This is a genomic window from Agromyces sp. Soil535, assembly GCF_001428255.1.
Lineage (GTDB): Bacteria > Actinomycetota > Actinomycetes > Actinomycetales > Microbacteriaceae > Agromyces.
Map to the genome: position 1 here is coordinate 371,450 of NZ_LMRW01000024.1, position 23,117 is coordinate 394,566.

General features: G+C 70.9%; 21 protein-coding genes. 5 read left to right on the forward strand and 16 right to left on the reverse strand.

What is annotated here, in order from left to right; genetic code table 11:
* Positions 1-19 precede the first annotated feature (19 nt).
* Positions 20-817 (forward strand): enoyl-CoA hydratase/isomerase family protein, encoded by a 798-nt coding sequence (locus tag ASG80_RS17020; protein WP_056732820.1) that lies wholly within the window; start codon positions 20-22, stop codon positions 815-817.
* A 49-nt stretch (positions 818-866) separates the two neighbouring features.
* Here ASG80_RS17020 and ASG80_RS17025 read toward each other — a convergent pair whose 3' ends face one another.
* From ASG80_RS17025 to ASG80_RS17040, 4 genes are read right to left on the reverse strand one after another with little or no spacing between them, the layout of a single operon-like run.
* Positions 867-1,592: an HPr family phosphocarrier protein gene (locus ASG80_RS17025; RefSeq protein WP_056732822.1), complete on the reverse strand. Its 726-nt coding sequence runs from the start codon at positions 1,590-1,592 to the stop codon at positions 867-869.
* A complete protein-coding gene (gene dhaL, locus ASG80_RS17030) occupies positions 1,589-2,248 on the reverse strand; it encodes a dihydroxyacetone kinase subunit DhaL (RefSeq protein ID WP_056732824.1) in 660 nt (219 codons plus the stop codon). Before dhaL ends, ASG80_RS17025 begins: the two co-directional genes overlap by 4 nt.
* Positions 2,249-2,251: 3 nt before the next feature.
* Positions 2,252-3,247 (reverse strand): dihydroxyacetone kinase subunit DhaK, encoded by a 996-nt coding sequence (dhaK, locus tag ASG80_RS17035; protein WP_056732827.1) that lies wholly within the window; start codon positions 3,245-3,247, stop codon positions 2,252-2,254.
* Complete coding sequence (locus ASG80_RS17040; RefSeq protein WP_056732829.1) at positions 3,244-4,011, reverse strand: MIP/aquaporin family protein; 768 nt, start codon at positions 4,009-4,011, stop codon at positions 3,244-3,246. The genes dhaK and ASG80_RS17040 overlap by 4 nt, the downstream gene beginning before the upstream one ends.
* Positions 4,012-4,195: 184 nt before the next feature.
* Between ASG80_RS17040 and ASG80_RS17045 the strand changes: the two genes are divergently transcribed.
* Positions 4,196-4,963 carry an IclR family transcriptional regulator gene (locus ASG80_RS17045; RefSeq protein WP_056732831.1) on the forward strand — a complete coding sequence of 256 codons (768 nt, stop codon included), beginning with the start codon at positions 4,196-4,198 and terminating at the stop codon, positions 4,961-4,963.
* 183 nt (positions 4,964-5,146) lie between these two features.
* Here ASG80_RS17045 and ASG80_RS23695 read toward each other — a convergent pair whose 3' ends face one another.
* From ASG80_RS23695 to ASG80_RS17090, 10 genes are all read right to left on the reverse strand, one after another.
* Positions 5,147-5,302, reverse strand: a complete 156-nt coding sequence (locus ASG80_RS23695) for a hypothetical protein (RefSeq protein ID WP_156401904.1) — start codon at positions 5,300-5,302, stop codon at positions 5,147-5,149.
* Between the two features lie 19 nt (positions 5,303-5,321).
* Complete coding sequence (locus ASG80_RS17050; RefSeq protein ID WP_056732833.1) at positions 5,322-6,854, reverse strand: CoA-acylating methylmalonate-semialdehyde dehydrogenase; 1,533 nt, start codon at positions 6,852-6,854, stop codon at positions 5,322-5,324.
* A gap of 3 nt (positions 6,855-6,857) precedes the next feature.
* Entirely contained in the window at positions 6,858-8,186 is a 1,329-nt protein-coding gene (locus tag ASG80_RS17055; protein ID WP_056732835.1) for an aspartate aminotransferase family protein, read from the reverse strand.
* 134 nt (positions 8,187-8,320) lie between these two features.
* Positions 8,321-9,460, reverse strand: coding sequence for an ABC transporter substrate-binding protein (locus ASG80_RS17060; protein WP_369816275.1), 1,140 nt, complete (start codon positions 9,458-9,460; stop codon positions 8,321-8,323).
* A 98-nt stretch (positions 9,461-9,558) separates the two neighbouring features.
* A complete protein-coding gene (locus ASG80_RS17065; RefSeq protein WP_082590534.1) occupies positions 9,559-10,395 on the reverse strand; it encodes an ABC transporter permease in 837 nt (278 codons plus the stop codon).
* On the reverse strand, positions 10,392-11,258 hold the full coding sequence (locus ASG80_RS17070; RefSeq protein WP_056732837.1) for an ABC transporter ATP-binding protein: 867 nt from the start codon (positions 11,256-11,258) through the stop codon (positions 10,392-10,394). Before ASG80_RS17070 ends, ASG80_RS17065 begins: the two co-directional genes overlap by 4 nt.
* The gene (locus ASG80_RS17075; RefSeq protein WP_056732839.1) at positions 11,255-12,178 is read right to left on the reverse strand and encodes an ABC transporter permease; all 924 of its coding nucleotides are present in this window, start codon (positions 12,176-12,178) and stop codon (positions 11,255-11,257) included. The genes ASG80_RS17070 and ASG80_RS17075 overlap by 4 nt, the downstream gene beginning before the upstream one ends.
* Positions 12,175-13,191, reverse strand: a complete 1,017-nt coding sequence (locus ASG80_RS17080; protein ID WP_056732841.1) for a TIGR03842 family LLM class F420-dependent oxidoreductase — start codon at positions 13,189-13,191, stop codon at positions 12,175-12,177. The genes ASG80_RS17075 and ASG80_RS17080 overlap by 4 nt, the downstream gene beginning before the upstream one ends.
* A gap of 31 nt (positions 13,192-13,222) precedes the next feature.
* Positions 13,223-14,659 (reverse strand): dihydropyrimidinase, encoded by a 1,437-nt coding sequence (hydA, locus tag ASG80_RS17085; RefSeq protein WP_056732842.1) that lies wholly within the window; start codon positions 14,657-14,659, stop codon positions 13,223-13,225.
* Positions 14,660-14,687: 28 nt separating this feature from the next.
* On the reverse strand, positions 14,688-15,536 hold the full coding sequence (locus tag ASG80_RS17090) for a nitrilase-related carbon-nitrogen hydrolase (protein WP_056732843.1): 849 nt from the start codon (positions 15,534-15,536) through the stop codon (positions 14,688-14,690).
* A 252-nt stretch (positions 15,537-15,788) separates the two neighbouring features.
* Here ASG80_RS17090 and ASG80_RS17095 point away from each other — a divergent pair, with 252 nt between their 5' ends.
* The gene (locus ASG80_RS17095) at positions 15,789-17,198 is read left to right on the forward strand and encodes a PLP-dependent aminotransferase family protein (RefSeq protein WP_056732845.1); all 1,410 of its coding nucleotides are present in this window, start codon (positions 15,789-15,791) and stop codon (positions 17,196-17,198) included.
* A gap of 105 nt (positions 17,199-17,303) precedes the next feature.
* Positions 17,304-18,302, forward strand: a complete 999-nt coding sequence (locus ASG80_RS17100) for a zinc-dependent alcohol dehydrogenase family protein (protein ID WP_235508367.1) — start codon at positions 17,304-17,306, stop codon at positions 18,300-18,302.
* A gap of 13 nt (positions 18,303-18,315) precedes the next feature.
* On the opposite strand, the gene ASG80_RS17105 is transcribed toward ASG80_RS17100, so the two are convergent.
* Together ASG80_RS17105 and ASG80_RS17110 are read right to left on the reverse strand one after the other, a co-directional pair.
* On the reverse strand, positions 18,316-20,445 hold the full coding sequence (locus tag ASG80_RS17105) for an elongation factor G (protein ID WP_369816276.1): 2,130 nt from the start codon (positions 20,443-20,445) through the stop codon (positions 18,316-18,318).
* A 61-nt stretch (positions 20,446-20,506) separates the two neighbouring features.
* Positions 20,507-21,199, reverse strand: a complete 693-nt coding sequence (locus ASG80_RS17110) for a dienelactone hydrolase family protein (protein ID WP_156401905.1) — start codon at positions 21,197-21,199, stop codon at positions 20,507-20,509.
* A gap of 726 nt (positions 21,200-21,925) precedes the next feature.
* Between ASG80_RS17110 and ASG80_RS24905 the strand changes: the two genes are divergently transcribed.
* Positions 21,926-23,107, forward strand: a complete 1,182-nt coding sequence (locus ASG80_RS24905; RefSeq protein WP_369816278.1) for a DUF222 domain-containing protein — start codon at positions 21,926-21,928, stop codon at positions 23,105-23,107.
* Positions 23,108-23,117 lie beyond the last annotated feature (10 nt).

Below are 23,117 nucleotides of genomic sequence, written 5' to 3' on the forward strand. Positions count from 1 at the left end.
CGAACTAGACTCCACGGTCATGAGCGATGCCGCCCGCGAAGACCCGATCCTGTTCGACGTGCATGACGGGCTGGCCCACGTCACGCTCAATCGCCCGTCCAGATTGAACGCGGTCGACCCGGACGCAATCAGGCGGTGGCAGTCGATCGCCCACGAGGTCGCCGAGCGCGACGACATCGGGGCGGTGCTGTTCGACGCCGTGGGGCGCGCGTTCTGCGCGGGCGGCGACGTGCGCGCGATGGCTGAGCTCGCCAACGCGACGGATGCCGCGGGGCGCACGATTACCGAGCTCGCCGACGTGATCCACGACGGGCACCGTGTCCTGCGCGAGAGCAGCAAGCCGATCGTCGCCGCCGTGCAGGGGCCGGTGGCGGGCGGCGGGCTCGGTTTCATGCTCGTGGCCGACCTCGTCGTGGCATCCGATCGGGCGACCTTCGCGAGCCGGTACTCGGACGTCGGGCTCACCCCAGACTGCGGCGTGAGCACGCTCCTGCCCGAGGCCATCGGCACGCGACGGGCGCTCGAGCTCACCCTGACCTCACGAAGGTTGTCGGCCGAGGAGGCGCTCGACTGGGGACTGGTCGCCGAGGTCGTCGAACCCGACGCGCTCGACGCGCGCGCCCGGGAGATCGCCACCGCCTGGCTCACCGGCGCGACGGCGGCGTACGGGCAGGCCAAGCGGCTCGTCCGCTCAGGTCTCGGCCGCGGCTTCGCCGAGGCGCTCGACGACGAGGCGCGCACCATCGGTGCGGCGTTCGAGACGCCGTACGCGCGCACCGCCGTGGCGGCGTTCGCGGCGTCCACGTCGACCCGCTGACCGCGGCGCGAGCCCCGACGCCGGGCGGCAAGCCGCCAGACCCGCGCCCTCAGATCGCAGCCGAACCCGAGGGGACCTCGCCGAAGCCATCGGCGAGCAGTCCCCGAAGCGCGGAGACCGCGGTGGCCGCGTCGGGCCCGTGGCCGTCGAGCTTGATCCGGTGACCCTGCTTGGCGCCGAGCGACAGCAGGCCGATCATGCTCTTGGCCGTGACGGGCCCTATGCCGGTGGTCAGGTTCGTCACGTCGACGAGGGCGTCGTAGCCGCCGACGGTCTGGACGAACATCGCCGCAGGCCGGGTGTGCAGTCCTTCGGGATTGATGAGGACCTCGTCCACCGAGAGCGGGTCCCAGGAGGTCGGTGGTGGCGCGTCGGGCATCGGTTCGAGCTGATCGCGTTTCGCGTCGAGCGCCCCTGCGACCTCGCGGGCGACCTCCTCCAACGGCGCGCCTGTGGCGGCGAGGACCACGCCAGCGGTGATCCCCTCCACGAACGGGCCGGCGCTCACGAGCACTTCGGTGCTCGACTCCCGGAGCTCGAGGGCCAGTCCCGCGCTCAGCACCGCCGAGCCGAGATCGGTGATGACGAGGACGCCGGGTTCCTCGCCGATCTCGTCGATGGCCGCCGCGACCGCAGCCGCGTCGGTGCCGAAGTGGCCGTCGACGCCGGCGGCGATGCGGATCGGGGGAGGACTCCCGTGCACCATCTTCAGCCCGAGCTCCACCGCCGCCTCGGCGAGCCGCGGACTGTGCGACACGATGACGAGGCCGATCATCGGACGCGCTCCGCGTGCGAGTCCGCGAGCGACTGCACGAGGAGCGCGGCCGAGGTCGCGCCCGGATCGAGGTGGTCGGCGCTGCGATCGCCCAGGTAGCTCGCCCGTCCCCTGCGGGCAACGAGCGGGATGGTCGCATCCCGGCCGGCGGCAGCGGCGGCGGCCGCCGCCTGCAACGACTTCGTGAGGGGGACACCACCTGCTGCCGCGGTGCTCAAGGCGTCCACGGTCGGCTGGAGTGCGTCGATCATCGTCTTGTCACCCGGCTCGGCGCGGCCTCGGGCCACGACGCCGGCGACGCCGGCGCGGAAGGCGTCGGCGAAGACGGTGGTGTCGAGCTCCGAGGCCGCGCCGACGCGCTTGGCCATCTCGAGGAACAACGTGCCGTACAGCGATCCGCTCGCACCGCCGACCGTCGACACGAGCGTCATGCCGCAGGACTTCAGCACGGCGCCGGCGTCATCGGGACGTGCTTCCGTGAGACGCAGCCGCACGGCGGCGGTCCCCCTGGCCATGTTCGTGCCGTGGTCGGCGTCGCCGATCGCAGAGTCGAGCTCGGTCAGGCGCTCGGCATGCTCGACGATCTGCTCGTCGAAGCGCACGAGCCACGCGATCAGGTCGTCGACCGTGAGGCGGCTGTCCTCGAGCGTCAGCATCTCCTAGGCCCCCCAGCGGAGCGCTGCGGTGCTGACGGGCGCGTCCCAGAGGCGCAGCATCTCCTCGTCGGCGCGGAGGAGGGTGAGCGAGCACCCGGCCATGTCGAGGCTCGTGATGTAGTCGCCCACGAGAGCGCGGGCCACGGTGATGCCGCGTTGCTCGAGCAGGGCGGCGACGTCGCCATAGATCGCGTAGAGCTCGATGAGGGGCGTGCCCCCGAGTCCGCTCAGCATCGCGATCACCGGTGCCCCGGAGAAGTCGTGATCCGACAGGATCGACGACACCAGCTCCTCGGCGATCTCGGACGCGGGCCGGAGGGGCACCCGCTTGCGGCCGGGCTCGCCGTGGATGCCCACGCCCATCTCGATCTCGTCCTCGGGCAGGTCGAAGCTCGGCTTCCCGACCGCGGGCAGCGTGGCGCTCGTGAGCGCGACGCCCATCGACCGGCCGTTCTCGGAGACGCGCGTGGCGAGCGCATGGACGGCATCGAGATCGCGGCCCTCCTCGGCGGCGGCGCCGGCGATCTTCTCGACCAGCACCGTCGTACCGACGCCGCGCCGCCCGGCGGTCCACGTGGAGTCCTCCACCGCGACGTCATCCGCCACGAGTACCGACTTCACCTGGACTCCGTCCGCTTCGGCGAGTTCGGCGGCCATCTCGAAGTTGAGCACGTCGCCGGTGTAGTTCTTGACGATGTAGAGGACCCCGGCTCCGGCGTTCACCGTCATGGTGGCAGCGAGCATCTGGTCGGGCGTCGGCGACGTGAAGACCTCGCCCGCACATGCCGCGTCCAGCATTCCGAGGCCGACGAAGCCGCTGTGCAGCGGTTCATGACCCGACCCGCCGCCGGAGATCAGTGCGACCTTGCCCTGCTTGACGGCCGCTCCGCGGGAGACGACGCGGTTGGCGAAGTCCACCGCGAGCTCGTGGTGTGCTGCCGCGACGCCGTTCAGCGCGTCGGCGAGCACCGTCGCCGGTGAGTTGATGAGCTTCTTCATCGCTGGGCCTCCTGTTCGACATCTGCCTCGGTGGTTGTGGTGGTGGTGCTGGTGCGATCCGCCTGCGTGCGCGAGATGAGCCCGAACAGCAGGCCGGCGGCGATGCCGCCGACCACCTCGGCGATGACGTAGACCGGCCACTGCTCCCACTGCACCGTGCCGCCGAGGATCTGCTGCACGAGCATCGGGCCGGTGGTGCGGGCGGGGTTGATGGAGGCGCCTGTCGCGGGTGCCACCGGGATGATCGCGGCGAAGACGACCAGGCCGATCACGAGGCCCGCGAAGCCCGGCGCGGCCTTGCGGTGGATCACGCCGAACACGGTGAACACGAGGAGGAACGTCCCGACGAACTCCGCCGTGAACGCCTGCGCGATCGGGATGTCGCCGTACGAGGCGACGCCGAGGCCGAGGCTGCTCGCCTGCGAGCCGAGCACCCCGACGATGGCGAACGCCCCGACGGTCGCGCCGAGCAGCTGTGCCAGCACGTAGCCGGGAACCTCACGCCAGGCGAACTTGCCGGTCACGGCGAGGGCGAGGGTGACCGCCGGGTTGATGTGGTTGCCCGAGATGTACCCGAACACGTACACCGTCGCCACGACGATGGTGCCGAAGGCCAGCGAGATGAAACCGAGATCGGCGGGCGCGAAGGGCGCGTCGCCCCTCACGAGGGCGAACGCCGGCACCGAGCCGACGCCGACGAATACGAGGAAGGCGGTGCCGAGGAACTCGGCGGCGAGCCGCTGCCAAGTCCTGTTGTCATCCATGATGTGCGTTCTCCTTTGAACAGGGGAGCCCGTCGGGCTCGGGAACCGGCTAGATTCGACATTGTCGAACTTGTTTCGGTAATACCGAATGATGCACCCCCGTCCTCGACCTGTCAAGAACGCGACAGAATGGGGAATGCGGGAATGCGCAGTGGCGCGACGACGGGCCGAGAGGGGGAACGCTGTGATCCAGTCGATCGATCGCGCAGCGAAGATCCTCGGCCTGCTGCAGGGCTCGCGCCGGATGGGGATCAGCGAGCTGGCGACCGCCCTCGACCTGCCGCCCTCGACCGTGCACGGCATCGTGAAGTCGCTGCAGTCCCACGGCTTCGTCGCCCAGCAGCCCAGCGGCAACCGGTACGTGCTCGGGCCGGCACTGCTGAAGCTCTCGAGCGTCTACCTCGACACCCTCGACGTGCGTGCCCGATCGATGCGCTGGATGCACGAGCTCTCCCGCCGCACCGGCCTCGCCTCACGGCTCGGCGTCGAGATGTTCGGCGAGGTGGTCGTCATCCACCACGATCGTCGGCCAGACGGCACCGAGCAGATGCCCGAGACGGGCGTGACGATCCCGAGCCACGTCTCGGCGATGGGCAAGGTGCTGCTCGCCTACGACGCCGCGCACGCGGCGGATGTCCTCTCGCGCCAGCTCCCCAGTCTCACCGCGGAGACCACGACGGAACCGGGTCGACTGCGGGAGGAGTTCGAACAGGTCCGGCGGGACGCGCTCGGATTCGAGAACGAGGAGGCGGTCATCGGCGAGTCCTCGGTCGCCGCACCGATCTGCGCCGAGGAGGGCGAGGTGATCGCCGCGATCGCGGTGGTCATGCCGTCGAGCGCGTGGCCTCCGACCGAGGCGGTCCTCAACGACCTCCGCGAAGCCGCACGGAACATCTCGCGAGAGCTCGGCGCGCCGACCTGGCCGCCGCGTGCCTCGGCGGCGGCCGGCTGACCGCTGGTCCTGCTGCGGGAACCCGGGGTCGAGTGCCGTTGCCCCGGCTCGAGGCGCTGCTCACCTGACGCAGCGCATGACTCGTCCTCCACAGGAGCAGCGCCGTAGGAGTTGTCCACAGGGTGAAATCCAATCGACCTACCGCGGGCAGTCGACGAGGTGCATGACCTCGACGTGCGCCACTCACTCGGATCCGGCGTGCACAGCGTCGCCGCGCCAGAGGAGTGCGACCCACGCGCCGCACCTCCGGCAGATGTACACGCCGTCGGCGAGCTCGTGCACCGACCGCCGCGGCAGCGTGCGCCCACAGCACGCGCACGTCACATCGGCTTCATCCACGAGGTCCCCTCCCGATTGCTCAGTCGTGCTGCGGGAACCCGAGGTTGAGCCCCCCGTGGCTCGGGTCGAGCCAGCGCGACGTGATCGCCTTCTCCTGGGTGAAGAAGTCGAAGCCGCGGGGGCCGTAGGCCTTCGCGTCGCCGAAGAACGAGTCCTTCCATCCGCCGAACGAGTGGTACGCCACCGGCACCGGGATCGGCACGTTGATGCCGACCATGCCGACCGTCACCTCGCGCTGGAAGCGCCGTGCAGCGCCGCCGTCGTTCGTGAAGATGGCCGTGCCGTTGCCCCATCGGCTCGCGTTGATGAGGTCGAGCCCGTCCTTGTACCCCTCGACGCGCACGACCGAGAGCACCGGGCCGAAGATCTCGTCGCGGTACACGGCCGACGAGGTGGGCACCTTGTCGACCAGGGTCGGACCCATCCAGAAGCCGTCGGGCTCGCCGTCGACCTCGGGGTCGCGCCCGTCGACCACCACGTCGGCCCCATCGGATGCCGCCACGTCGAGGTAGCCCGCGACCTTGTCACGGTGCTCGCGCGTGATGAGCGGGCCCATGTCGCAGCCACGGGTGCCGTCGCCGATCTTCAGGCGAGACATCCGCTCGGCCACCTTCGCGACGAACTCGTCGGCGATGGTGTCGACCGCGAGCACCGCCGAGATCGCCATGCAGCGCTCCCCCGCCGAGCCGAAGCCCGCATTCACGGCGGCGTCTGCGGCGAGGTCGAGGTCGGCGTCGGGCAGCACGAGCATGTGGTTCTTCGCACCGCCGAGCGCCTGCACGCGCTTGCCGTTGGCCGTCGCTGTCGAGTAGATGTACTGCGCGATCGGGGTCGAGCCCACGAACGAGATCGAACGGACTGTCGGATGCTCCAGTAGCGCGTCGACCGCGACCTTGTCGCCGTGCACCACGTTCAGCACGCCGTCGGGCAGTCCCGCCTCCTGCATGAGCTTCGCGAGCCACACCGAAGCGCTCGGGTCCTTCTCCGAGGGCTTCAGCACCACGGCGTTGCCCGTCGCGATCGCGAGCGGGAAGAACCACAACGGCACCATCGCCGGGAAGTTGAACGGGCTGATGATGCCGACCACGCCCACCGGCTGGCGCGTCGTGTACACGTCGATGCCAGTGGACACGTTCTCGGAGTACTCGCCCTTCGTGTAGCCGGGCATGGCGCAGGCGAGCTCGACGACCTCGAGCCCGCGCGCGATCTCGCCCGCGGCATCCGAGGTCACCTTGCCGTGCTCGCTCGTGAGGATCGCGGCGAGCTCGTCGGTGCGGGCGGCCAGGAGCTCGCGGAACTTGAACATGACCTGCTGCCGTTTCGCGATCGACGTGTCACGCCACGCGGGGAAGGCGCGTGCCGCGGCCTGCACGGCGGCGTCCACGTCCTCGGTCGAAGCGAAGCGCACGCGCTTCTGCACGACGCCGAGTGCCGGGTTGTAGATCGGCCCCGTGCGGTCGGAGCTCCCGGCGACGGATGCCCCGTCGATCCAGTGCTCGACGGTCGTCGTCTCGGCGACCTGCCGCTGGGTTTCTGTCAGTGTCTGGCTCATGAGTCAGCCCTCTCCTTCGAGTGCGGTTCTCAATACTTCATCGTAGATCGACATCGCCTCGGCGACCTCCTCTGCCGTGACGACGCACGGCGGCACGACGTGGATGCGGTTGTCCATGACGAACGGCAGGAGCCCACGCCCGACGAGCGCGGACTTGAGCTTGCCCATCGCGGCCGCGGGCAACGGCTCGCGGGTGTCGGGATCGGACACGAGCTCCATCGCCCAGAACACGCCCTCGCCGCGCACCTCCCCGATCAGGGCGTGCCGCTCGGCGAGGTCGGCGAGCGCCGGGCCGATCTCGGTGGCGCCGATCTCCCGGGCGTTGTCGACGATGCCCTCCGACTCCATCGCGTCGAGCGTCGCGACGATCGAGGCCATCGCGAGCGGATGCCCCGAATACGTGAGTCCGCCCGGGAACACACGGTCGTCGAACGTCGCCGCGATCGGGTCGGAGATGATCACGCCGCCCGCCGGCACGTAGCCCGAGTTCACGCCCTTCGCGAAGGTGATGAGGTCGGGCCGCACGTCGTAACCGTCGAACGCGAACCAGCGGCCCGTGCGGCCGAAGCCCGCCATCACCTCGTCGAGGATCAGCAGGATCCCGTGCCGGTCGCACAGCTCACGGACGCCGGCCAGGTACCCGGGCGGCGGCAGGAGGATGCCCGCAGTGCCGGGCACCGTCTCGAGCAGCACGGCCGCGATCGACGCGGGTCCCTCCGATTCGATGACCCTGCGCAGATGCTGCAGCGCTCGCTCCGACTCCTCCTCGGGCGTCGACGCCCAGAACTCCGAACGGTAGAGGTACGGCCCGAAGAAGTGCACGTGCGAGCGGGCGAACTCGTTGGGCACCCGCCGCCAGTCGCCCGTGGCCACGATCGCGGCGCCCGTGTTGCCGTGGTACGAGCGGTAGGTCGAGAGGATCTTGTCGCGACCGGAGTGCAGGCGCGCCATCCGGATCGCGTTCTCGATGGCGTCGGCGCCGCCGTTCGTGAAGAACACCTTGTGGAATCCGGGCGGCGCATGGCCGATGATGCGCTTGGCGGCCTCGCCGCGCGCGAGGCTCACGGTCGAGGGCGCGATCGTGGTGAGCAGCTCGGCCTGCTCGCGGATCGCCTCGACGACGGCCGGATGCTGGTGGCCGATGTTGACGTTCACGAGCTGGCTCGAGAAGTCGAGGTACTCGCGCCCGGCGTGATCCCAGACGCGGCATCCGCGGCCGCTCGCGACGACGAGCGTGGAGAGCTGCGACTGGGCCGACCAGGAGTGGAACACGTGATCGCGATCGAGCCCGCGGGCGAGCTCGTCGAGGTCCTCTACGAGGTTCTCGGTCATGGCTTCGATGCCTTTCGTTCGGTGGTGATGCCCGCGGGTTGAGGAGCGGCCCTCAGGCCGCGTCTCGAAACCGGACCCAGTGTGCGACCGGATTTCGAGACGCCGCTTCGCGGCTCCTCAACCCGCGGACATGATCAGTTGCCGCCCTCCTCGAGGGTGACCTCGATCGGCTCGTAGTCCGCGCCGAGGATGTCGACCCCGTCGGCCTCGAGGTTCGAGAGTGCCTCTTCGACGTACTCGTTGGTGTACGCCGTGTCGGGCGGGTCGGTGGTGATGACCTGGGCACCGTCCTGGTTCTTGGTGCCGAGCGCCATCTCGACCGTGGCATCCCACTGGATCTCGTTGATGCGCCCGATGCCGTCGGTGGAGGGCCAGATCAGCTTGTTGATCTCGTTGGCCATCCACAGCTGGTGGCTCGTCCCGAGCGTCGAACCCGCCGCGGTCACCGCGTCGGCGGCGGCCTGCGGGTCGTCGCGCTGGTCGATCCAGCCGAGGATCGCGCCCTGGATGAGCTTCACCGCAATGTCCTGGTACTCCTCGTCGGACTCCAGTCGCTCGGTGTTCGCCCAGATCGCGTCCTGCAGCATCGCCGTGCCGACCTCGTTCCAGTCGATGACCGAGAAGTCCTCGGGCTGGTAGAGCTCGCCGGTCTCGGGGTTGACGGCCTCGAGCAACTGCGCGTACTCGTTGTAGGTCATCGCCTGGGCGGCGTCGATCTCGTGGTTGAGCAGCGCGTTCATGTCGAAGTTCTGCTGCACGATCGAGTAGCCCGACGCATTCGCCTCGGTGAGGCCGGCGAACAGCTCCCACTCGTTGCCGAAGCCCCAGCTGCCGACCTGCTTGCCGGACAGGTCGGCCGGACCCTCGATCCCGCTGTCGGCCCAGGCGACCTGCAGGGTCGCGCTGCGCTCGAAGATCTGGGCGATGTTCGTGATGTTCGCGCCGGCCTCGATGGAGGCGAGCGCCTTCGGCACCCACGCGATCGCGAAGTCCACGTCGCCGGCGGCGAGCACGTCCTGCGGCACGATGTCGACCGCGCCGGGGATGATCTCGACGTCGAGGCCGAGGTCCTCCCAGTAGCCGTTCGCCTGCGCGAGGTAGTAGCCGCCGAACTGGGCCTGCGTGAGCCACTGGAGCTGGAGGGTCACCGGCGTGAGTTCGCCGTCCCCGCCGTCCGTGGCGTCGCCGTCGGTGCCCCCGCTGGCGCAGCCGGCGAGCACGAGCGCGGTCGCGGCGGCTGCAGCCGCGCCCGCGACGATCCTGTTGCGCATCATCTGCGTTCCTCTCTTGGTGGTGGTGCTCTGTGGTGCGGATCCGACCGGCAAGGGTGCCGGTGGCGTGGACCGGGCGTCGTCGTCCGGCGTGGCTCAGGTCATCGGTGGCGGGACGCGATCCTCTCGATCAGGGCCGTCAGGGCGAAGAACACGAGGCCGAGCAGGATCGCCCCGATGACGAACGCCCAGGCACGGGCGTAGGCGCTGGATGCCGCAGCGGTCGTAATGGCCGAGCCGAGGCCCTGACGCGGGCCGCCGAAGTACTCGGCGACGAGCGCCGAGATCACGGCGAGCGACGAGGCGATGCGCAGGCCCGTGAAGAAGTGCGGGAGGGCGGACGGGATGGTGACCGCGCGCGTCTCCTGCCTCGGGGTGGCCGCGTAGGAGCGCATGAGGTCGCGATGCACCGGCCGCACCTGGCGGAGGCCGCGGAGGGTGTTGAGGAACACCGGGACGAACGCGGCGATGGAGGCGATGATGATGCGCGCCACTTCGGACGTGGAGCCGAACAACGTGTAGAGCACGGGCGCGAGGGCGACGATGGGCACGACCGCCACGGCGGCGACGATCGGCACGAGCATGCCGTCGATCGCACGGATGAACGACGCGACGATCGCGAGCATCACGCCGACGACCGCACCGATGACGAGGCCGATCAGCGCGTTGATGCCCGTCGCGATGGTCGCCTCGAGCACCTGCGGGGCGTACAGCGCGAACTGAGTGAAGATCGCCGACGGGCTGGCCAGCACGAACGGCGGGATGCCCGCGGCGACGACGACGAGCTCGACGAGCAGCACGAGCACGATGAAGAGCGCGACCGGCGGGACCACCAGCTGCACGAACCGGCGCAGCGGTCCGGCCGACGTCGGGCGGCGGCGGCGCTCGGTCGGCGGCGCGAGCTGGGTCGCGATCGCGGCGTCGGGGAGCCCGGTCATCGCACGTCCACCCCCCTCGCGGCGCCTGCGGGCGACGCCTGCGGTCCGTGCAGCGCCTCCCGCACGGCGGTGACGCCTTCGAAGAAGGCGGTGTCCTCGCGCAGGTCCTCGCCGCGCTCGGCGGCGTCGCCGAGGCGGACGTCGATCTCGTCGGTGATGCGTCCGGGACGCGGCGACATCACGACGACCCGGTCGGAGAGGTACACCGCCTCGGGGATCGAGTGGGTCACGAACACGACCGCGGCGCCGGTCTCGGCGCGGATGCGGAGGAGCTCGGTCTGCATGCGCTCACGGGTCATCTCGTCGAGCGCGCCGAACGGCTCGTCCATGAGGAGCAGGCTCGGCCGCTCGGCGAGCGATCGGGCGATCGCCACGCGCTGCTGCATGCCGCCCGAGAGCTGGTCGGGGTAGTGCCTGGCGAAGTCGGTGAGCCCGACGAGGTCGACCAGCTCCGCCACCCGCGCCCGGCGCTCGGTCGTACCGACGCCGTGCAGCTGCAGCGGGAGCTCGATGTTCGCCGCGACCGAGCGCCACGGCAGCAGCCCGGCCTGCTGGAACGCGATGCCGTACGCCTGGTCGATGCGCGCCCGCCGCGCGGTCTTCCCGAACACCCGGATGTCGCCCGCCGTGGGCTCGTCGAGGTCGGCGATGAGCCGCAGCAGGGTGGACTTGCCGCACCCGGAGGGGCCGATGAGCGACACGAACTCCCCATCGTGGACCGTGAGGTCGATGCCGGTCAGCGCGGCGACCGTCGCGCCCTTCGCGCCGGGGAAGATCCGCTCGACGCCGCGCACGACGACGGCCTCGGTCGCATCGGCGGCGGGCGTCGGATCGGGGGCGGCAGCGGGCGCTGGCGTGCTCATGCGACGGTCTCCTGTCGGCGGAACGGGCTGAGGAAGGCGGCGAGGAGGGCGACGAACCCGGCGGCGACGAGTCCGAGCAGCACCGCGCCGAGGATCGGCGACCACGGCTTCGCGGGATCGCTCGACGCCGCGACGGCGGTCTCGAGGATGAGCCGGCCGATGCCGCCGCTGAATCCGACCGAGATCTCGGCGACGACGGTGCCGACCACGGCGTTCGCGGCGGCGAGGCGCAGCGCGGGGATGAGGAACGGCACGCTCGCGGGCAGCCGGAGCCGGAAGAGGGTGGTCCACCAGCCGGCCGCGTAGCTGCGCATGAGGTCGAGGTCCGCGACATCCGGGCTCTGCAGGCCCCGAAGCGCGCCGACCGCGACCGGGAAGAAGGCGAGGTAGCTCGCGATGATCACGACCGACATCCAGCTCTCCCACGAGAAGGCACCGAACTCGAGCCGCGAGCCCCAGTTGCGGATGAGCGGGGCCAGCGCGATGAGCGGGACGGTCTGGCTGAGGATGACGAACGGCAGCACGGCCCGCTCGGCGATGCGGAACCCGAGCATGAGCAGGGCCAGGGCGAATCCGACCACCACGCCGAGGAGCCAGCCGAGAGCCGCGACCCCGAGGCTCACGAGTGCCGCGAGGAGCACGACGACCCCGAGCGGCAGCGCGCCCGGGGCACGGGTGACCGGCTCGGCGGCGCGCACCAGCATCTCCCACGTGTGCGGCATCGCCTGGTCGCTCGTGCGCGGCAGGAGCCGGATGCCGCTGCCGGTGACGCCCTCCTGGGCGCCGACCAGCCAGCCGTCGGCGGGGCCGACGAGCTTGTACAGCTCCCAGACCGCGGCGAGCGCCACCAGGCCGAGCACGCCCCAGAGCACCGCGTGCCAGCGTCGTGCTCGCCTGGTGGCGGGGGTCGTCGTCGTCATGCCTTCGCCGAAATGTGCTCGGTCATGGCCGGGATCACGGTCTCGCCGTAGACCCGCAGCGTCTCCTCCTTGTTGTCGTGCTGGAGGTAGCCGGCGAACTGGTCGACGCCGAGCTCCGCGAGTTGCTTGAGCTTCGCGATGTGGTCGTCGGATGTCCCGAGGAGGCAGAAGCGATCGACGATCTCATCGGGCACGAACTGGGTGTGGACGTTGCCCGCGCGACCGTGCTCGTTGTAGTCGTAGCCCTCGCGGCCGCGGATGTAGTCGGTGAGCGCGTCGGGCACCGTGCCGTGCATGCCGTACTTCGCGACGATGTCGGCGACGTGGTTGCCCACCATGCCGCCGAACCAGCGGCACTGGTCGCGCATGTGCTCCCAGTCGTCGCCGATGTAGAACGGCGCAGCGACGCAGAACTTCACCGACATCGGGTCGCGACCCGCCGCCTCGGCTGCGTCACGCACGTGCTTGATCATCCAGGCCGCGATGTCGAGGTCGGCGAGCTGCAGGATGAACCCGTCGCCCACCTCGCCTGCGAGCTTCAGCGCCATCGGGCCGTAGGCGGCAACCCAGACCTCGAGCTCGGAGCCGCGACTCCAGGGGAACTGGATCGTCGAGCCGTGGTACTCCACCGGTCGCGAGTTGGCGAGCTCGCGGATGACGTGGACGGACTCGCGCAGCTCCGCGATCGTGGTGGGCTTGCCGTTCGTGACCCGCACGGCCGAGTCGCCTCGCCCGATGCCGCAGACCGTGCGGTTGCCGAACATCTCGTTGAGGGTCGCGAACACGGAGGCCGTGACGGTCCAGTCGCGCGTGGCCGGGTTCGTGACGAACGGGCCCACCTTGATGCGCTGGGTCTGCGACAGGATCTGGCTGTAGATGACGTACGGCTCCTGCCACAGGAGATGCGAGTCGAACGTCCACACGTGCGTGAAGCCGTGCGCCTCGGCGAGCTTCGCGAGCTGGATGGTCCGCGATGCCGGGGGGTTGGTCTGGAGGACCGCTCCGAATTCCATCACGTGCTCCGATCCTTAGAAGAGGACTGTGTCATGCCAGGTACGTGCTCAAGCCGCGCTTGAGGAAGCGGCCGTCGCCCTTGGCGCCGAGGTACCGGTCGCCGTCGACGATGACCCGGCCGCGTGAGAGGACCGTGTCGACGTGGCCGTCGATCTCGAAGCCCTCCCACGCGGAGTAGTCCATGTTCATGTGCTGGGTCCCGGCCTGCCCGATCGACGTGTGGCCGTTCGGGTCGTAGACGACGATGTCGGCGTCGGCGCCGGGCTGGATGACGCCCTTCCTTCCGGCGAGGCCGAACATGCGCGCGGGGGTGGTGCTCGTGAGCTCCACCCAGCGCTCGAGCGTGATCTCGCCGGTCACGACGCCCTGGTACATGAGGTCCATGCGGTGCTCGACCCCGCCGATGCCGTTCGGGATCTTGCGGAAGTCGCCGAGCCCGAGCTCCTTCTGGTCCTTCATGCAGAACGGGCAGTGGTCGGTGGAGACCATCTGCAGGTCGTTCGTGCGCAGCGCCTGCCATATGGCGTGCTGATGGCCCTCCTCGCGGGAGCGCAGCGGGGTCGAGCACACCCACTTGGCGCCCTCGAAGGCGCCCCACTCGTCGCTCTTCGCGCCGAGCTGCTCCTCGAGGCTCAGGTAGAGGTATTGCGGACAGGTCTCGCCGTAGACGTTCCAGCCCTTGTCGCGTGCCCAGGCCAGCTGCTCGACTGCCTGCTTGGCCGACACGTGCACGACGTAGAGCGGGGCGCCCGTGAGCTTCGCGAGCATGATCGCGCGGTGCGTGGCCTCCTCTTCCATCTCCCAGGCGCGGGCGATGCCGTGGTAGTACGGGTCGGTCTCGCCCGCGGCCACGAGCTGCTCGGCGAGCACGTCGATGGCGGGGCCGTTCTCGGCGTGCATCATCGTGAGCATGCCGGTGTCGCGAGAGACCTGCATGGCCTTCAGCACCTGTGCGTCGTCGGAGTAGAAGACGCCGGGGTAGGCCATGAAGAGCTTGAAGCTCGAGACGCCCTCGTCGGGGAGCGTCCGCATCGCCGCGAGCGAGTCCTCGTCGACGCCGCCGACGATCTGGTGGAAGCCGTAGTCGATCGCGCAGTTGCCCGCCGCCTTCTCGTGCCACGCGGCCAATCCGTCCTGCACCCGCTCGCCGTACCGCTGTACGGCGAAGTCGATGATCGACGTCGTGCCGCCATGCGCGGCGGCCCTCGTGCCGGTCTCGAAGGTGTCGGATGCCTCGGTGCCGCCGAACGGCAGCTGCATGTGCGTGTGCGCGTCGATGCCGCCCGGGATGACGTACTTGCCGGACGCATCGATGACGCGGTCGACGGATGCCGCGACATCCGTGCCCAGCAGGGTGCTGCCGGGCTCCAGCACCGCCCGGATGGTCTCGCCGTCGACGAGCACGTCGGCCGCAGCGCGGCCGGTGGCGCTCACGACGGTGCCGCCGGTGATGAGGGTGGTCGCCATGGTTTGCTCCTTCGCGTGGCTCGTCGGGTTACGGCTTCGGGATGGAGGTGTAGGAGTCGGGACGGCGGTCGCGGTAGAACTGCCAGGCGTTGCGCACGTCGCGGATCATGTCCATGTCGAGGTCGCGCACCACGACCTCCTCGTGGTCCGCCGAGCCGTAGTCGCCGACGACGTTGCCCTGCGGGTCGACGAACTGGCTCTTGCCGTAGAAGTTCACGGCGAGGTCGCCGTACTCGTTGTCCTCGAGGCCGACCCGGTTCGCGGCGGCGATGAAGTAGCCGTTCGCGGCGGCCGCGGCCGGCTGCTCGATCTCCCAGAGGCGGTTGGAGAGGCCTGGCTTCGTGGCGTTCGGGTTGAACACGATCTGGGCGCCGTTGAGGCCGAGCTCGCGCCAGCCCTCGGGGAAGTGCCGGTCGTAGCAGATGTACACGCCGATGGGCCCGACCGCCGTGTTGAACACCGGGTAGCCGAGGTTGCCGGGGCGGAAGTAGAACTTCTCCCAGAACTTGTCGAGGTTCGGGATGTGGTGCTTGCGGTACGACCCGAGGATCGTGCCGTCGGCGTCGACGACGACCGCGGTGTTGTAGTAGACGCCCGGCTGCTCCTCCTCGTAGATCGGCAGGATCATCACGATGCCGAGCTCCTTCGCGAGCGCCGCGAACCGCTGCACGATGGGTCCGTCGGCGGGCTCGGCGAGGTCGTAGTACTTGGCGTCTTCGGTGATGCCGAAGTACGGGCCGTAGAAGAGCTCCTGGAAGCAGATCACCTGGGCGCCCTGCTCCTTCGCCTGGCGGGCGAACTCCTCGTGCTTCCGGATCATCGACTCCTTGTCGCCGGTCCAGGTCGTCTGGGTGATGGCCGCTCGGACGATCGTCATGTTGCCTCCTGAGTCGGTCGGCGTCGTTGCCGTCCGCTCGGTGTGCCTGGCGGTGGAACTCGTGCGCAGGCGCTCACCGGGCGATGCTGTGACGCCGAAGGTGGTGATACGGGGGGACTGCCGAACGGGGCTCGCGACCCGTTCTGTTATTGTTCGGCGTGAACATTTCTCTTTTGTTTCACACTGTGACGTTGTGGTTAATCATCCTGTCCCTTGCATCGTGAGGAGGCAATGGTCGTGTCGAGTATTCATGTGAGTGCGACTCGAGTGGATGCCCCTGCGCTGACCGCGCTCGCCGAGTTCGGTGACACGACTCCCCGCGGCATCGCCGGCGTGATCGCCCGGCTCGTCAACGCGGGCGAGCTCGAGGCCGGGTCGCGTCTCCCGACCGTCCGCGAGCTGGCGGGCGCCATCGGCGTGAGTCCGGCAACCGTGAGCCAGGCGTGGCAGGCGCTGTCGCGCGCCGGACTCATCGAGTCGCGCGGCAGGGCCGGGAGCTTCGTGCGCGACGCGGCATCCGCTCGGCTCGCCCCCCGGATGCGCGGCATGGCCGCGCCGAACGACCCCGTGCGCCTCGACCTCTCGCGGGGCACGCCCGACCCGCTGCTGCTGCCGGCGCTCGGACCGGCGCTTTCGCGCGTGTCGGCGCGCGCCGAGACCGGCAGCTACCAGGCCGAACCGGTGATCCCGGGGCTCGCCGCCGTGCTCGCCGACTCCTGGCCGTCGTCCGCCGAGTCGATCATGGTGGTCGACGGCGCCCTCGACGCGATCACCCGCACGCTCGACCAGGTGGTGCGCTTCGGCGACCGGGTGGTGGTGGAGCATCCGGGGTTCCCGCCGTTCCTCGACCTGCTCGACGCGCTCGGCGCCGAGGCCGTGCCAGTGCGGCTCGACGAGCACGGCATGCGTCCCGACGCCCTCGCCGCCGCGCTCGCCCGGCGGCCCGTCGCGGTGCTCCTGCAGCCCCGCGCCCAGAACCCGACGGGCGCGTCGATGACGGTCGAGCGGGCCGCGGAGCTCGCCCGCGTCATCCGCTCGTCCGACGACGGTGACGACGTGGTCGTGATCGAGGACGACCACTCCGGGCTGATCTCGACCGAGGGCGACGTGACCCTCGGCACGTGGCTGCCCGACCGGGTGGTGCACGTGCGCAGCTTCTCGAAGTCGCATGGACCCGACCTGCGCATCGCAGCGCTCGGCGGCCCGCGGCAGCTCATCGACCGCGTCGTCGCACGGCGGATGCTCGGACCCGGCTGGACGTCGCGGATGCTGCAGACGATCCTCGTCGACCTGCTCACCGACGGCGCCTCGATCGACGCCGTGGCCGAGGCCAGGCGGCAGTACTACACGCGGCAGCGGGCGCTCGGCGACGCGCTGCGGGCGCGCGGTGTGCCCGTGGCTCCCGCCGACGGCATCAACCTGTGGGTGCCGGTGCTGAGCGAGCGGTCCGCGCTCGTGCAGCTCGCAGCAGCGGGCATCAGGGTGGCGGCCGGCTCGCCGTTCCTCGCCGCATCCGACTCGGCGGATGCCGCGAACGGCGCGCGCTCGCGGCCCGGCGGCGACTTCGTGCGCGTCACCGTGGGCGTGCTGCGCCAGGGCACCGAGGAGGTCGCCGACGCGCTCGCGACGGCCGCGCAGCACGTCGCGGCCGGCGGCTACTGAGGCACGAGCCGCGTGATGTGACCTTCGGCCCCGGGCCGGCGCGGCATCCGGGGCAGGCTGCATCGTGGACGTGCGCGGGCACCGCGACGGCGGAACGGAGGAGTCATGCCCCTCATGGCGGCGTGGACGACACAGGGCGACGGACGCCTCGTGCGGGCGAGCCCGCCGGTTCCCGAGCCGGCGAGCGGTGAGGTGCTCGTCGAAGTGCTCGCCTGCGGGGTCTGCCGCACCGACCTGCACGTGATCGACGGGGAGCTCGAGCGCCACGCCTCGCCCGTGGTGCCAGGCCACCAGGTCGTCGGACGGGTGACGGCCGTGGGACCGAGCGTGACGCGGACGCAGGTTGGCGACCTCGTCGGCATCGCGTGGCTGCGCTCGACGTGCGGCGCATGCCGGTGGTGCCGGTCTGGGCGCGAGAACCTCTGCCCCGACGCCCGCTTCACGGGCTGGGACGCCGACGGCGGGTATGCGGATGCCGCGGTCGTGCCAGAGGCGTTCGCCTATCCGCTTCCGGCCGCCACCGATCCGGTGACGCTCGCGCCGCTCCTCTGCGCCGGCATCATCGGCTACCGCGCCCTCAGCCGCGCGAACCTGCCTCCGGGCGGCCGCCTCGGCCTGTACGGCTTCGGATCGAGTGCGCACCTGACCGCCCTCCTCGCGATGGCCCAGGGCGCATCGGTCTCCGCGATGACCCGCGGCGAGGGCAACCGCAGGCTCGCACGCGAGCTCGGCGTCGACTTCGTGGGGGATGAACGCGAGGTGCCGCCTGTGCAACACGACTCCGCGATCGTGTTCGCACCCGCCGGAGAGCTCGTTCCGGTCGCGCTCGAGTCCACCATGCCGGGCGGCACGGTGGTGCTCGCGGGCATCCACATGAGCGACATCCCCGCGATGACGTACGAGGACCACCTCTTCCGCGAACGCGACCTGCGCACGGTGACCGCGAACACGCGCGCCGACGGCGAGGCGTTCCTTCGCCTCGCCCACTCGCTGTCGATCGCCCCCGAGGTGACGCGCTACCCGTTCGATCGCGCCGACGAGGCCGTCGACGCCCTCCGTGCCGGACGGGCATCCGGGTCGCTCGTGCTCAGCCGAGACGCCTGAGACCCGTCGAGGTTCACGCCTTGACGGAGTTCGGCGCCTTGGCGTACCGGCCGGGCGTGATCGTCAGCACCGCCTGGCCACCGGTCATCGACCGCAGGTCCAGCACGTACTGGCCGAGCTCCGCCTCGGGGACGCTCGCCACCACGCGAGCGCGGCCGTCCTCGGCCGACTCCGTCGCGCTCACCCGGCCGCGACGACCGGAGAGGTCGGTCAGCACCGTGCCCTGCAGCTCGGACGGGACCGTGACCGTCACGACCGAGATGGGTTCGAGCACCACGGTGCCCGCCTCGGCCAGCGCAGCCTTGACCCCGATCGACGCGGCCGTGCGGAAGGCCATCTCCGACGAGTCCACCGAGTGCGACTTCCCGTCGTAGAGCTCCACGCGCACGTCGACCACCGGGTGGCCGTGCGGACCCCCCGTGGCGAGCGCATCGCGGGCGCCCTTCTCGACGGCGGGGATGTAGGTCCGCGGTACGGAGCCGCCCACCACGGAGTCGACGAACTCGAAGCCGCCGCCAGGCGGAAGCGGCGAGACGCGTAGCTGCACGACGGCGAACTGGCCGTGGCCGCCCGACTGCTTCTTGAGCTTTCCCTCCACCTGTGCGTGCCCCGCGATCGTCTCGCGGTAGGCCACCGGCGCGGGCGCCGTGGTCACGTGGACGCCGAACACGCGCGCGAGGCGTTCGACGGCGACCGCGACGTGCGTGTCGCCGAGACCGCGCAGGATCGTCTGGCCGCCGGTGCGGTCGATCACGAGCGTCGGGTCCTCTGCGAGGAGCCGGGCGAGCGATGAGGACAGCTTCTCGTCGTCGGATTGCGTGGCCGGCGTGAGGCTCACCGCGAACACCGGCTCACGCTTCGGCAGCGGTGCCGGGCGCGCGATGCCGTTCGTGCGCGACCAGAGCAGGGATCCCGACGGCGACCCCGTCAGCTTGGCCACGGCGCCGACCTCTCCGGCCGACAACGCACCGACCGGCAGGTGCTCGGCGCCGCGGAGCAGGAACAGCCCGTGGATGCGCTCGTCGGTGCCGGTGGTGGCGTTGTGCAGTCGGTCGCCCGAGCGCACCACGCCGGAGAGGACCTTGAACATCGACACCTGCCCGACGAAGGGGTCGGCCAGGGTGCGGAACACGTGCAGGAGCGGCTCGCCATCGGGACTCGGGGCGACCCGCAGCTCCGCGCCCGCCGCGCCTGCTCCCTCGCCAGCGCCCTCGCCGTCAGCAGAGCCACCGATGACGATGCGGCCGTCGTGGTCGAGCGACGACGGCGACAGGGCGCACAGCAGGTCGGCGAAGCGATCCACCCCGGTGCCGGTGACGCCGGAGCACACGACCACGGGCACCGCCTCGCCCGTCGCGACCTCCCGCGCGAGCGTGCGCTCGAGCTCCCGTGCCGGCGGCTCCTTCCCCTCGAGGTACGCCTCGAGCTGCTCGTCGTCGTGCGACACGATCTCCTCGGTCACCTCGACGTGCATCCGGTGCTCCTCGGCCTCCGCCTCGGCGGGCAGCGGCTCATCACGATGACGGCCCGCGTCGTCGTAGACGAGCGCATGTTCGCTGAGCAAGTCCGCGATCGCGCGGAACGCCTGCTCCTCGCCGAGCGGCAGCTCGAGCGCCCACAGGTGATCGCCGAATGCCGCGTGCAGCTCGCCGAGCACCCGGCGGAAGTCGGCACGGGCCTTGTCCTCCTGAGTGATGACGACGATGCGCGGCACGCCCGCCGCCCCGGCTGCGGCCCACGCGAACCGCGTGCCCACGGTGACCCCGTCGACCGCGCTCACCGCGATCACCGCGACATCCGCCACCGACAGTGCCGTGTCGACGCCGCCGACGAAGTCGGGATGTCCCGGCGTGTCGGCCAGTGTGATGGCGTGCTCGGCGCCGTCGGGGCCGGTCCAGCCCAGGTGGGCGAGCGAGAGCCCGAGGGTCATGCCTCGCGCGATCTCCTCGGGCTCGTGGTCGCAGACGGTCGTGCCCTGCTCGACGGTGCCGGCTCTCGTGATCGCCCCGGCTCGAAGCAGCAGCGCTTCCGCCAGGGTCGTCTTGCCGGAGCCTGCCCCGCCCAAGAGGGCGACGGTCCGGTGGATCTGAGTCGGTGCCGAGTTCATGGGGCCTCCCGCGCCGGTGCGGATCTGTCCGTCCATCGTGGACCCGTCGGGCCGGGAATGCCAGCGATCGAGGTCGCCGTCATGGCTCGCCGAGGCCTCATGGCTCGCCGAGGTGGTTCAGGAACCAATCGCGCGCCAGGGTCGCGACCTGCTCGAGCGCGCCGTCCTCCTCGAAGAGGTGGGTCGCGCCCGGCACGATGGTGAGCTCCGCCGGGCATCGCAGTTGCGCGAGGGCGACGCGGTTGAGCTCGAGCACCTGCCGGTCGGCGCCGCCCACGACGAGGAGCGTGGGCGCACGCACGAGCTCGAGGCGGGCTCCGGCGAGGTCGGGGCGTCCCCCGCGGGAGACGACCGCCGCGATCCCGGCATCGGGCTCCGCGGCGGCCCACAGCGCGGCACCGGCGCCCGTGCTCGCGCCGAAGTAGCCGATCGGGAGCTCGCCGGCTTCAGGTCGGCCGCGCAGCCAACGGACAGCAGACGTGAGGCGCCGGCCGAGGAGCGGGATGTCGAAGACGTTCCCACGGTCCTGTTCCTCGGGTGGAAGCAGCAGGTCGAGCAGCAGCGTGCCGAGTCCGGCCTGGTGCAGGACGTCGGCGACGTATCGGTTGCGCGGGCTGTGGCGGCTGCTGCCACTGCCATGCGCGAACACCACGAATCCGAGGGGCTGATCGGGCTGCTCGCGCTGCTCGGGCTGCTCGCGCTGCTCGGGCACGTGCAGCGTCGCGCCGAGGCGGATGCCCTCATGCGGCACCTCGACCTCCGACGAGGCCGATGACCGTTCGGTGGTCATGGTTCAATGCTCACCCGTCGGATGCCGAAACGGAAGGGCGTGGCGGCGGCTCGGTGGGGATATTGATGGTCGGCCGGGTCCCTCGCCGCGACGGTCGGGTCCCTCGCCGCGAAGGCGGGTCCCTCGCCGCGAAGGCGGGTCCCTCGCCGCGAAGGCGGCGGCCAACGGATGCTCCGCTGCCGGCCTCTTGTCGAAGCATGATCGGTGCTGACTTGTCCTCCACAGGGTGCGCTTCTCGAGCATTCTGCACAGGCGTAATGCCCGGTCAAGAGCTGTTTCCCGCACGATTGGATTGTCGGTGGGTGGGTGCAGGATCGAAGCATGGACCAGCCCCCGCAGCCCGAGCAGTCGCAGTCGCAGTCGCTGCCGCTGCCGGTGCCGTTGCGGGCACTCGAGGGTGATCTTGCCGCGTTGGGGGCGGTGTGGGCCGAGGCGGTGCCGGCGTTCGGCGCCACSGCCGGGGCGGCGCAGGTCGAGCTGGAGCAGATGAGCGACGCCGGGCTGGTCCGGGTCACCGACCTGCTCGCACGAGTRCGCCGCGACGCCGACGCGCTGCTCGCCCGGGYCGCCGCCGAGGTGGCCACCCGCTCGGGGCAGGAGTTCGGCGACACCGGGCTCGCGAAGGCGCAGGGATTCCACAACCCGGTGCGGATGCTCGCCGCGTNGGCACCGCAGCGCGTTCGGCTCGCTCCTCGTCGACCAGCCCGCGATGACGGCGCCGCCGAGGTGGCCACCCGCTCGGGGCAGGAGTTCGGCGACACCGGGCTCGCGAAGGCGCAGGGATTCCACAACCCGGTGCGGATGCTCGCCGCGTCCACCGGCGCCTCGCGCAGSGACGCGGCGAAGCTGATCGCGGTGGGCGCGGCAACCGCGGAACGGTCGACGTTCGCCGGCGAGCGGCTGCCCGCGAARCATCCGCACGTCGCCGCGGCACTTGCGGCGACCCTGATCGGTGTCGACGCGGCAGCGGCGATCACCGCGATGCTCACCCGGGTGTCGGTCCGCGCCGACCCGGCCCTGGCCGACGTGGTGGAGKCGGCCCTGGTCGAGCTCGCCGGGCGGGCGCCGCTCGACCTGCTCCTGCGTGGGGTGCGCGAGGCCGAGGCCAGGCTCGACCGCGACGGCGTCGAGCCGCGCGAGGAACAACTCCGCCAGGAGCGATCCCTCACCATCCGTGAGGACGGCACCGGCATGGTGCACCTGCACGCCCGSCTCGACCCCGAGAGCGCCGCCCCGGTGAARGCCGCGATCGAAGCGCTGGTCAGCGACGTGCTCCGCCGTCGCGCACCCACCCCCTGCGAGCCGGGTCCGGTCCTCGACGACCAACGCTCGATCCCGCAACTCCAGGCCGACGCGCTCGCCGCGCTCGCCCGGCACACCCTCGGCTGCGCCCACACGCTCACCCCGCTCGCGAAGACCACGGTGATCGTCCGGATGGACCAGGACACCCTCGTCGACGGGCTCGGGCACGCCCGCATCGACGGCCTCGAACAGCCGATCTCCGCCGSCACCGCCCGGCGCATGGCCGCCGACGCCGAGGTGATCCCCGCCGTGCTCGGCGGGCCCAGCATCCCCCTCGACCTCGGCCGCGCCGCACGCCTGTTCACCCGCGCGCAACGCCTCGCCCTCGGCGAACGCGACGGCGGCTGCGCCGCCTGCGGGCAGAACATCGCCTACGTCGAAGCCCACCACATCCACTGGTGGGAACGCGACACCGGACCCACCGACCTGCACAACGGCGTCCTGCTCTGCAGCTTCTGCCACCACACGATCCACCGCGAAGGCTGGGGCATCCACGCAACGCCGAGCGAAGTGCGGTTCATCCCACCACCCCACATCGACCCGCACCAGACCCCACGACTCGGCGGACGCGCACGATTCCAACTCCCCACCGCCGCGACCGCATGACCCGAGCCCG

Bases quoted from the DNA above. Each gene is read 5' to 3' on its own strand.
- ASG80_RS17050 (WP_056732833.1), bottom strand. From the start codon at position 6,854: ATGAGCCAGACACTGACAGAAACCCAGCGGCAGGTCGCCGAGACGACG.
- ASG80_RS17110 (WP_156401905.1), bottom strand. From the start codon at position 21,199: ATGACCACCGAACGGTCATCGGCCTCGTCGGAGGTCGAGGTGCCGCAT.
- ASG80_RS17105 (WP_369816276.1), bottom strand. From the start codon at position 20,445: ATGGACGGACAGATCCGCACCGGCGCGGGAGGCCCCATGAACTCGGCA.
- hydA (WP_056732842.1), bottom strand. From the start codon at position 14,659: ATGGCGACCACCCTCATCACCGGCGGCACCGTCGTGAGCGCCACCGGC.
- ASG80_RS17040 (WP_056732829.1), bottom strand. From the start codon at position 4,011: ATGGATGACAACAGGACTTGGCAGCGGCTCGCCGCCGAGTTCCTCGGC.
- ASG80_RS17070 (WP_056732837.1), bottom strand. From the start codon at position 11,258: ATGAGCACGCCAGCGCCCGCTGCCGCCCCCGATCCGACGCCCGCCGCC.
- ASG80_RS17060 (WP_369816275.1), bottom strand. From the start codon at position 9,460: ATGATGCGCAACAGGATCGTCGCGGGCGCGGCTGCAGCCGCCGCGACC.
- ASG80_RS17080 (WP_056732841.1), bottom strand. From the start codon at position 13,191: ATGGAATTCGGAGCGGTCCTCCAGACCAACCCCCCGGCATCGCGGACC.
- ASG80_RS17020 (WP_056732820.1), top strand. From the start codon at position 20: ATGAGCGATGCCGCCCGCGAAGACCCGATCCTGTTCGACGTGCATGAC.
- ASG80_RS17090 (WP_056732843.1), bottom strand. From the start codon at position 15,536: ATGACGATCGTCCGAGCGGCCATCACCCAGACGACCTGGACCGGCGAC.
- dhaL (WP_056732824.1), bottom strand. From the start codon at position 2,248: ATGCTGACGCTCGAGGACAGCCGCCTCACGGTCGACGACCTGATCGCG.
- dhaK (WP_056732827.1), bottom strand. From the start codon at position 3,247: ATGAAGAAGCTCATCAACTCACCGGCGACGGTGCTCGCCGACGCGCTG.
- ASG80_RS17065 (WP_082590534.1), bottom strand. From the start codon at position 10,395: ATGACCGGGCTCCCCGACGCCGCGATCGCGACCCAGCTCGCGCCGCCG.
- ASG80_RS17075 (WP_056732839.1), bottom strand. From the start codon at position 12,178: ATGACGACGACGACCCCCGCCACCAGGCGAGCACGACGCTGGCACGCG.
- ASG80_RS17055 (WP_056732835.1), bottom strand. From the start codon at position 8,186: ATGACCGAGAACCTCGTAGAGGACCTCGACGAGCTCGCCCGCGGGCTC.
- ASG80_RS17100 (WP_235508367.1), top strand. From the start codon at position 17,304: ATGCCCCTCATGGCGGCGTGGACGACACAGGGCGACGGACGCCTCGTG.
- ASG80_RS17025 (WP_056732822.1), bottom strand. From the start codon at position 1,592: ATGATCGGCCTCGTCATCGTGTCGCACAGTCCGCGGCTCGCCGAGGCG.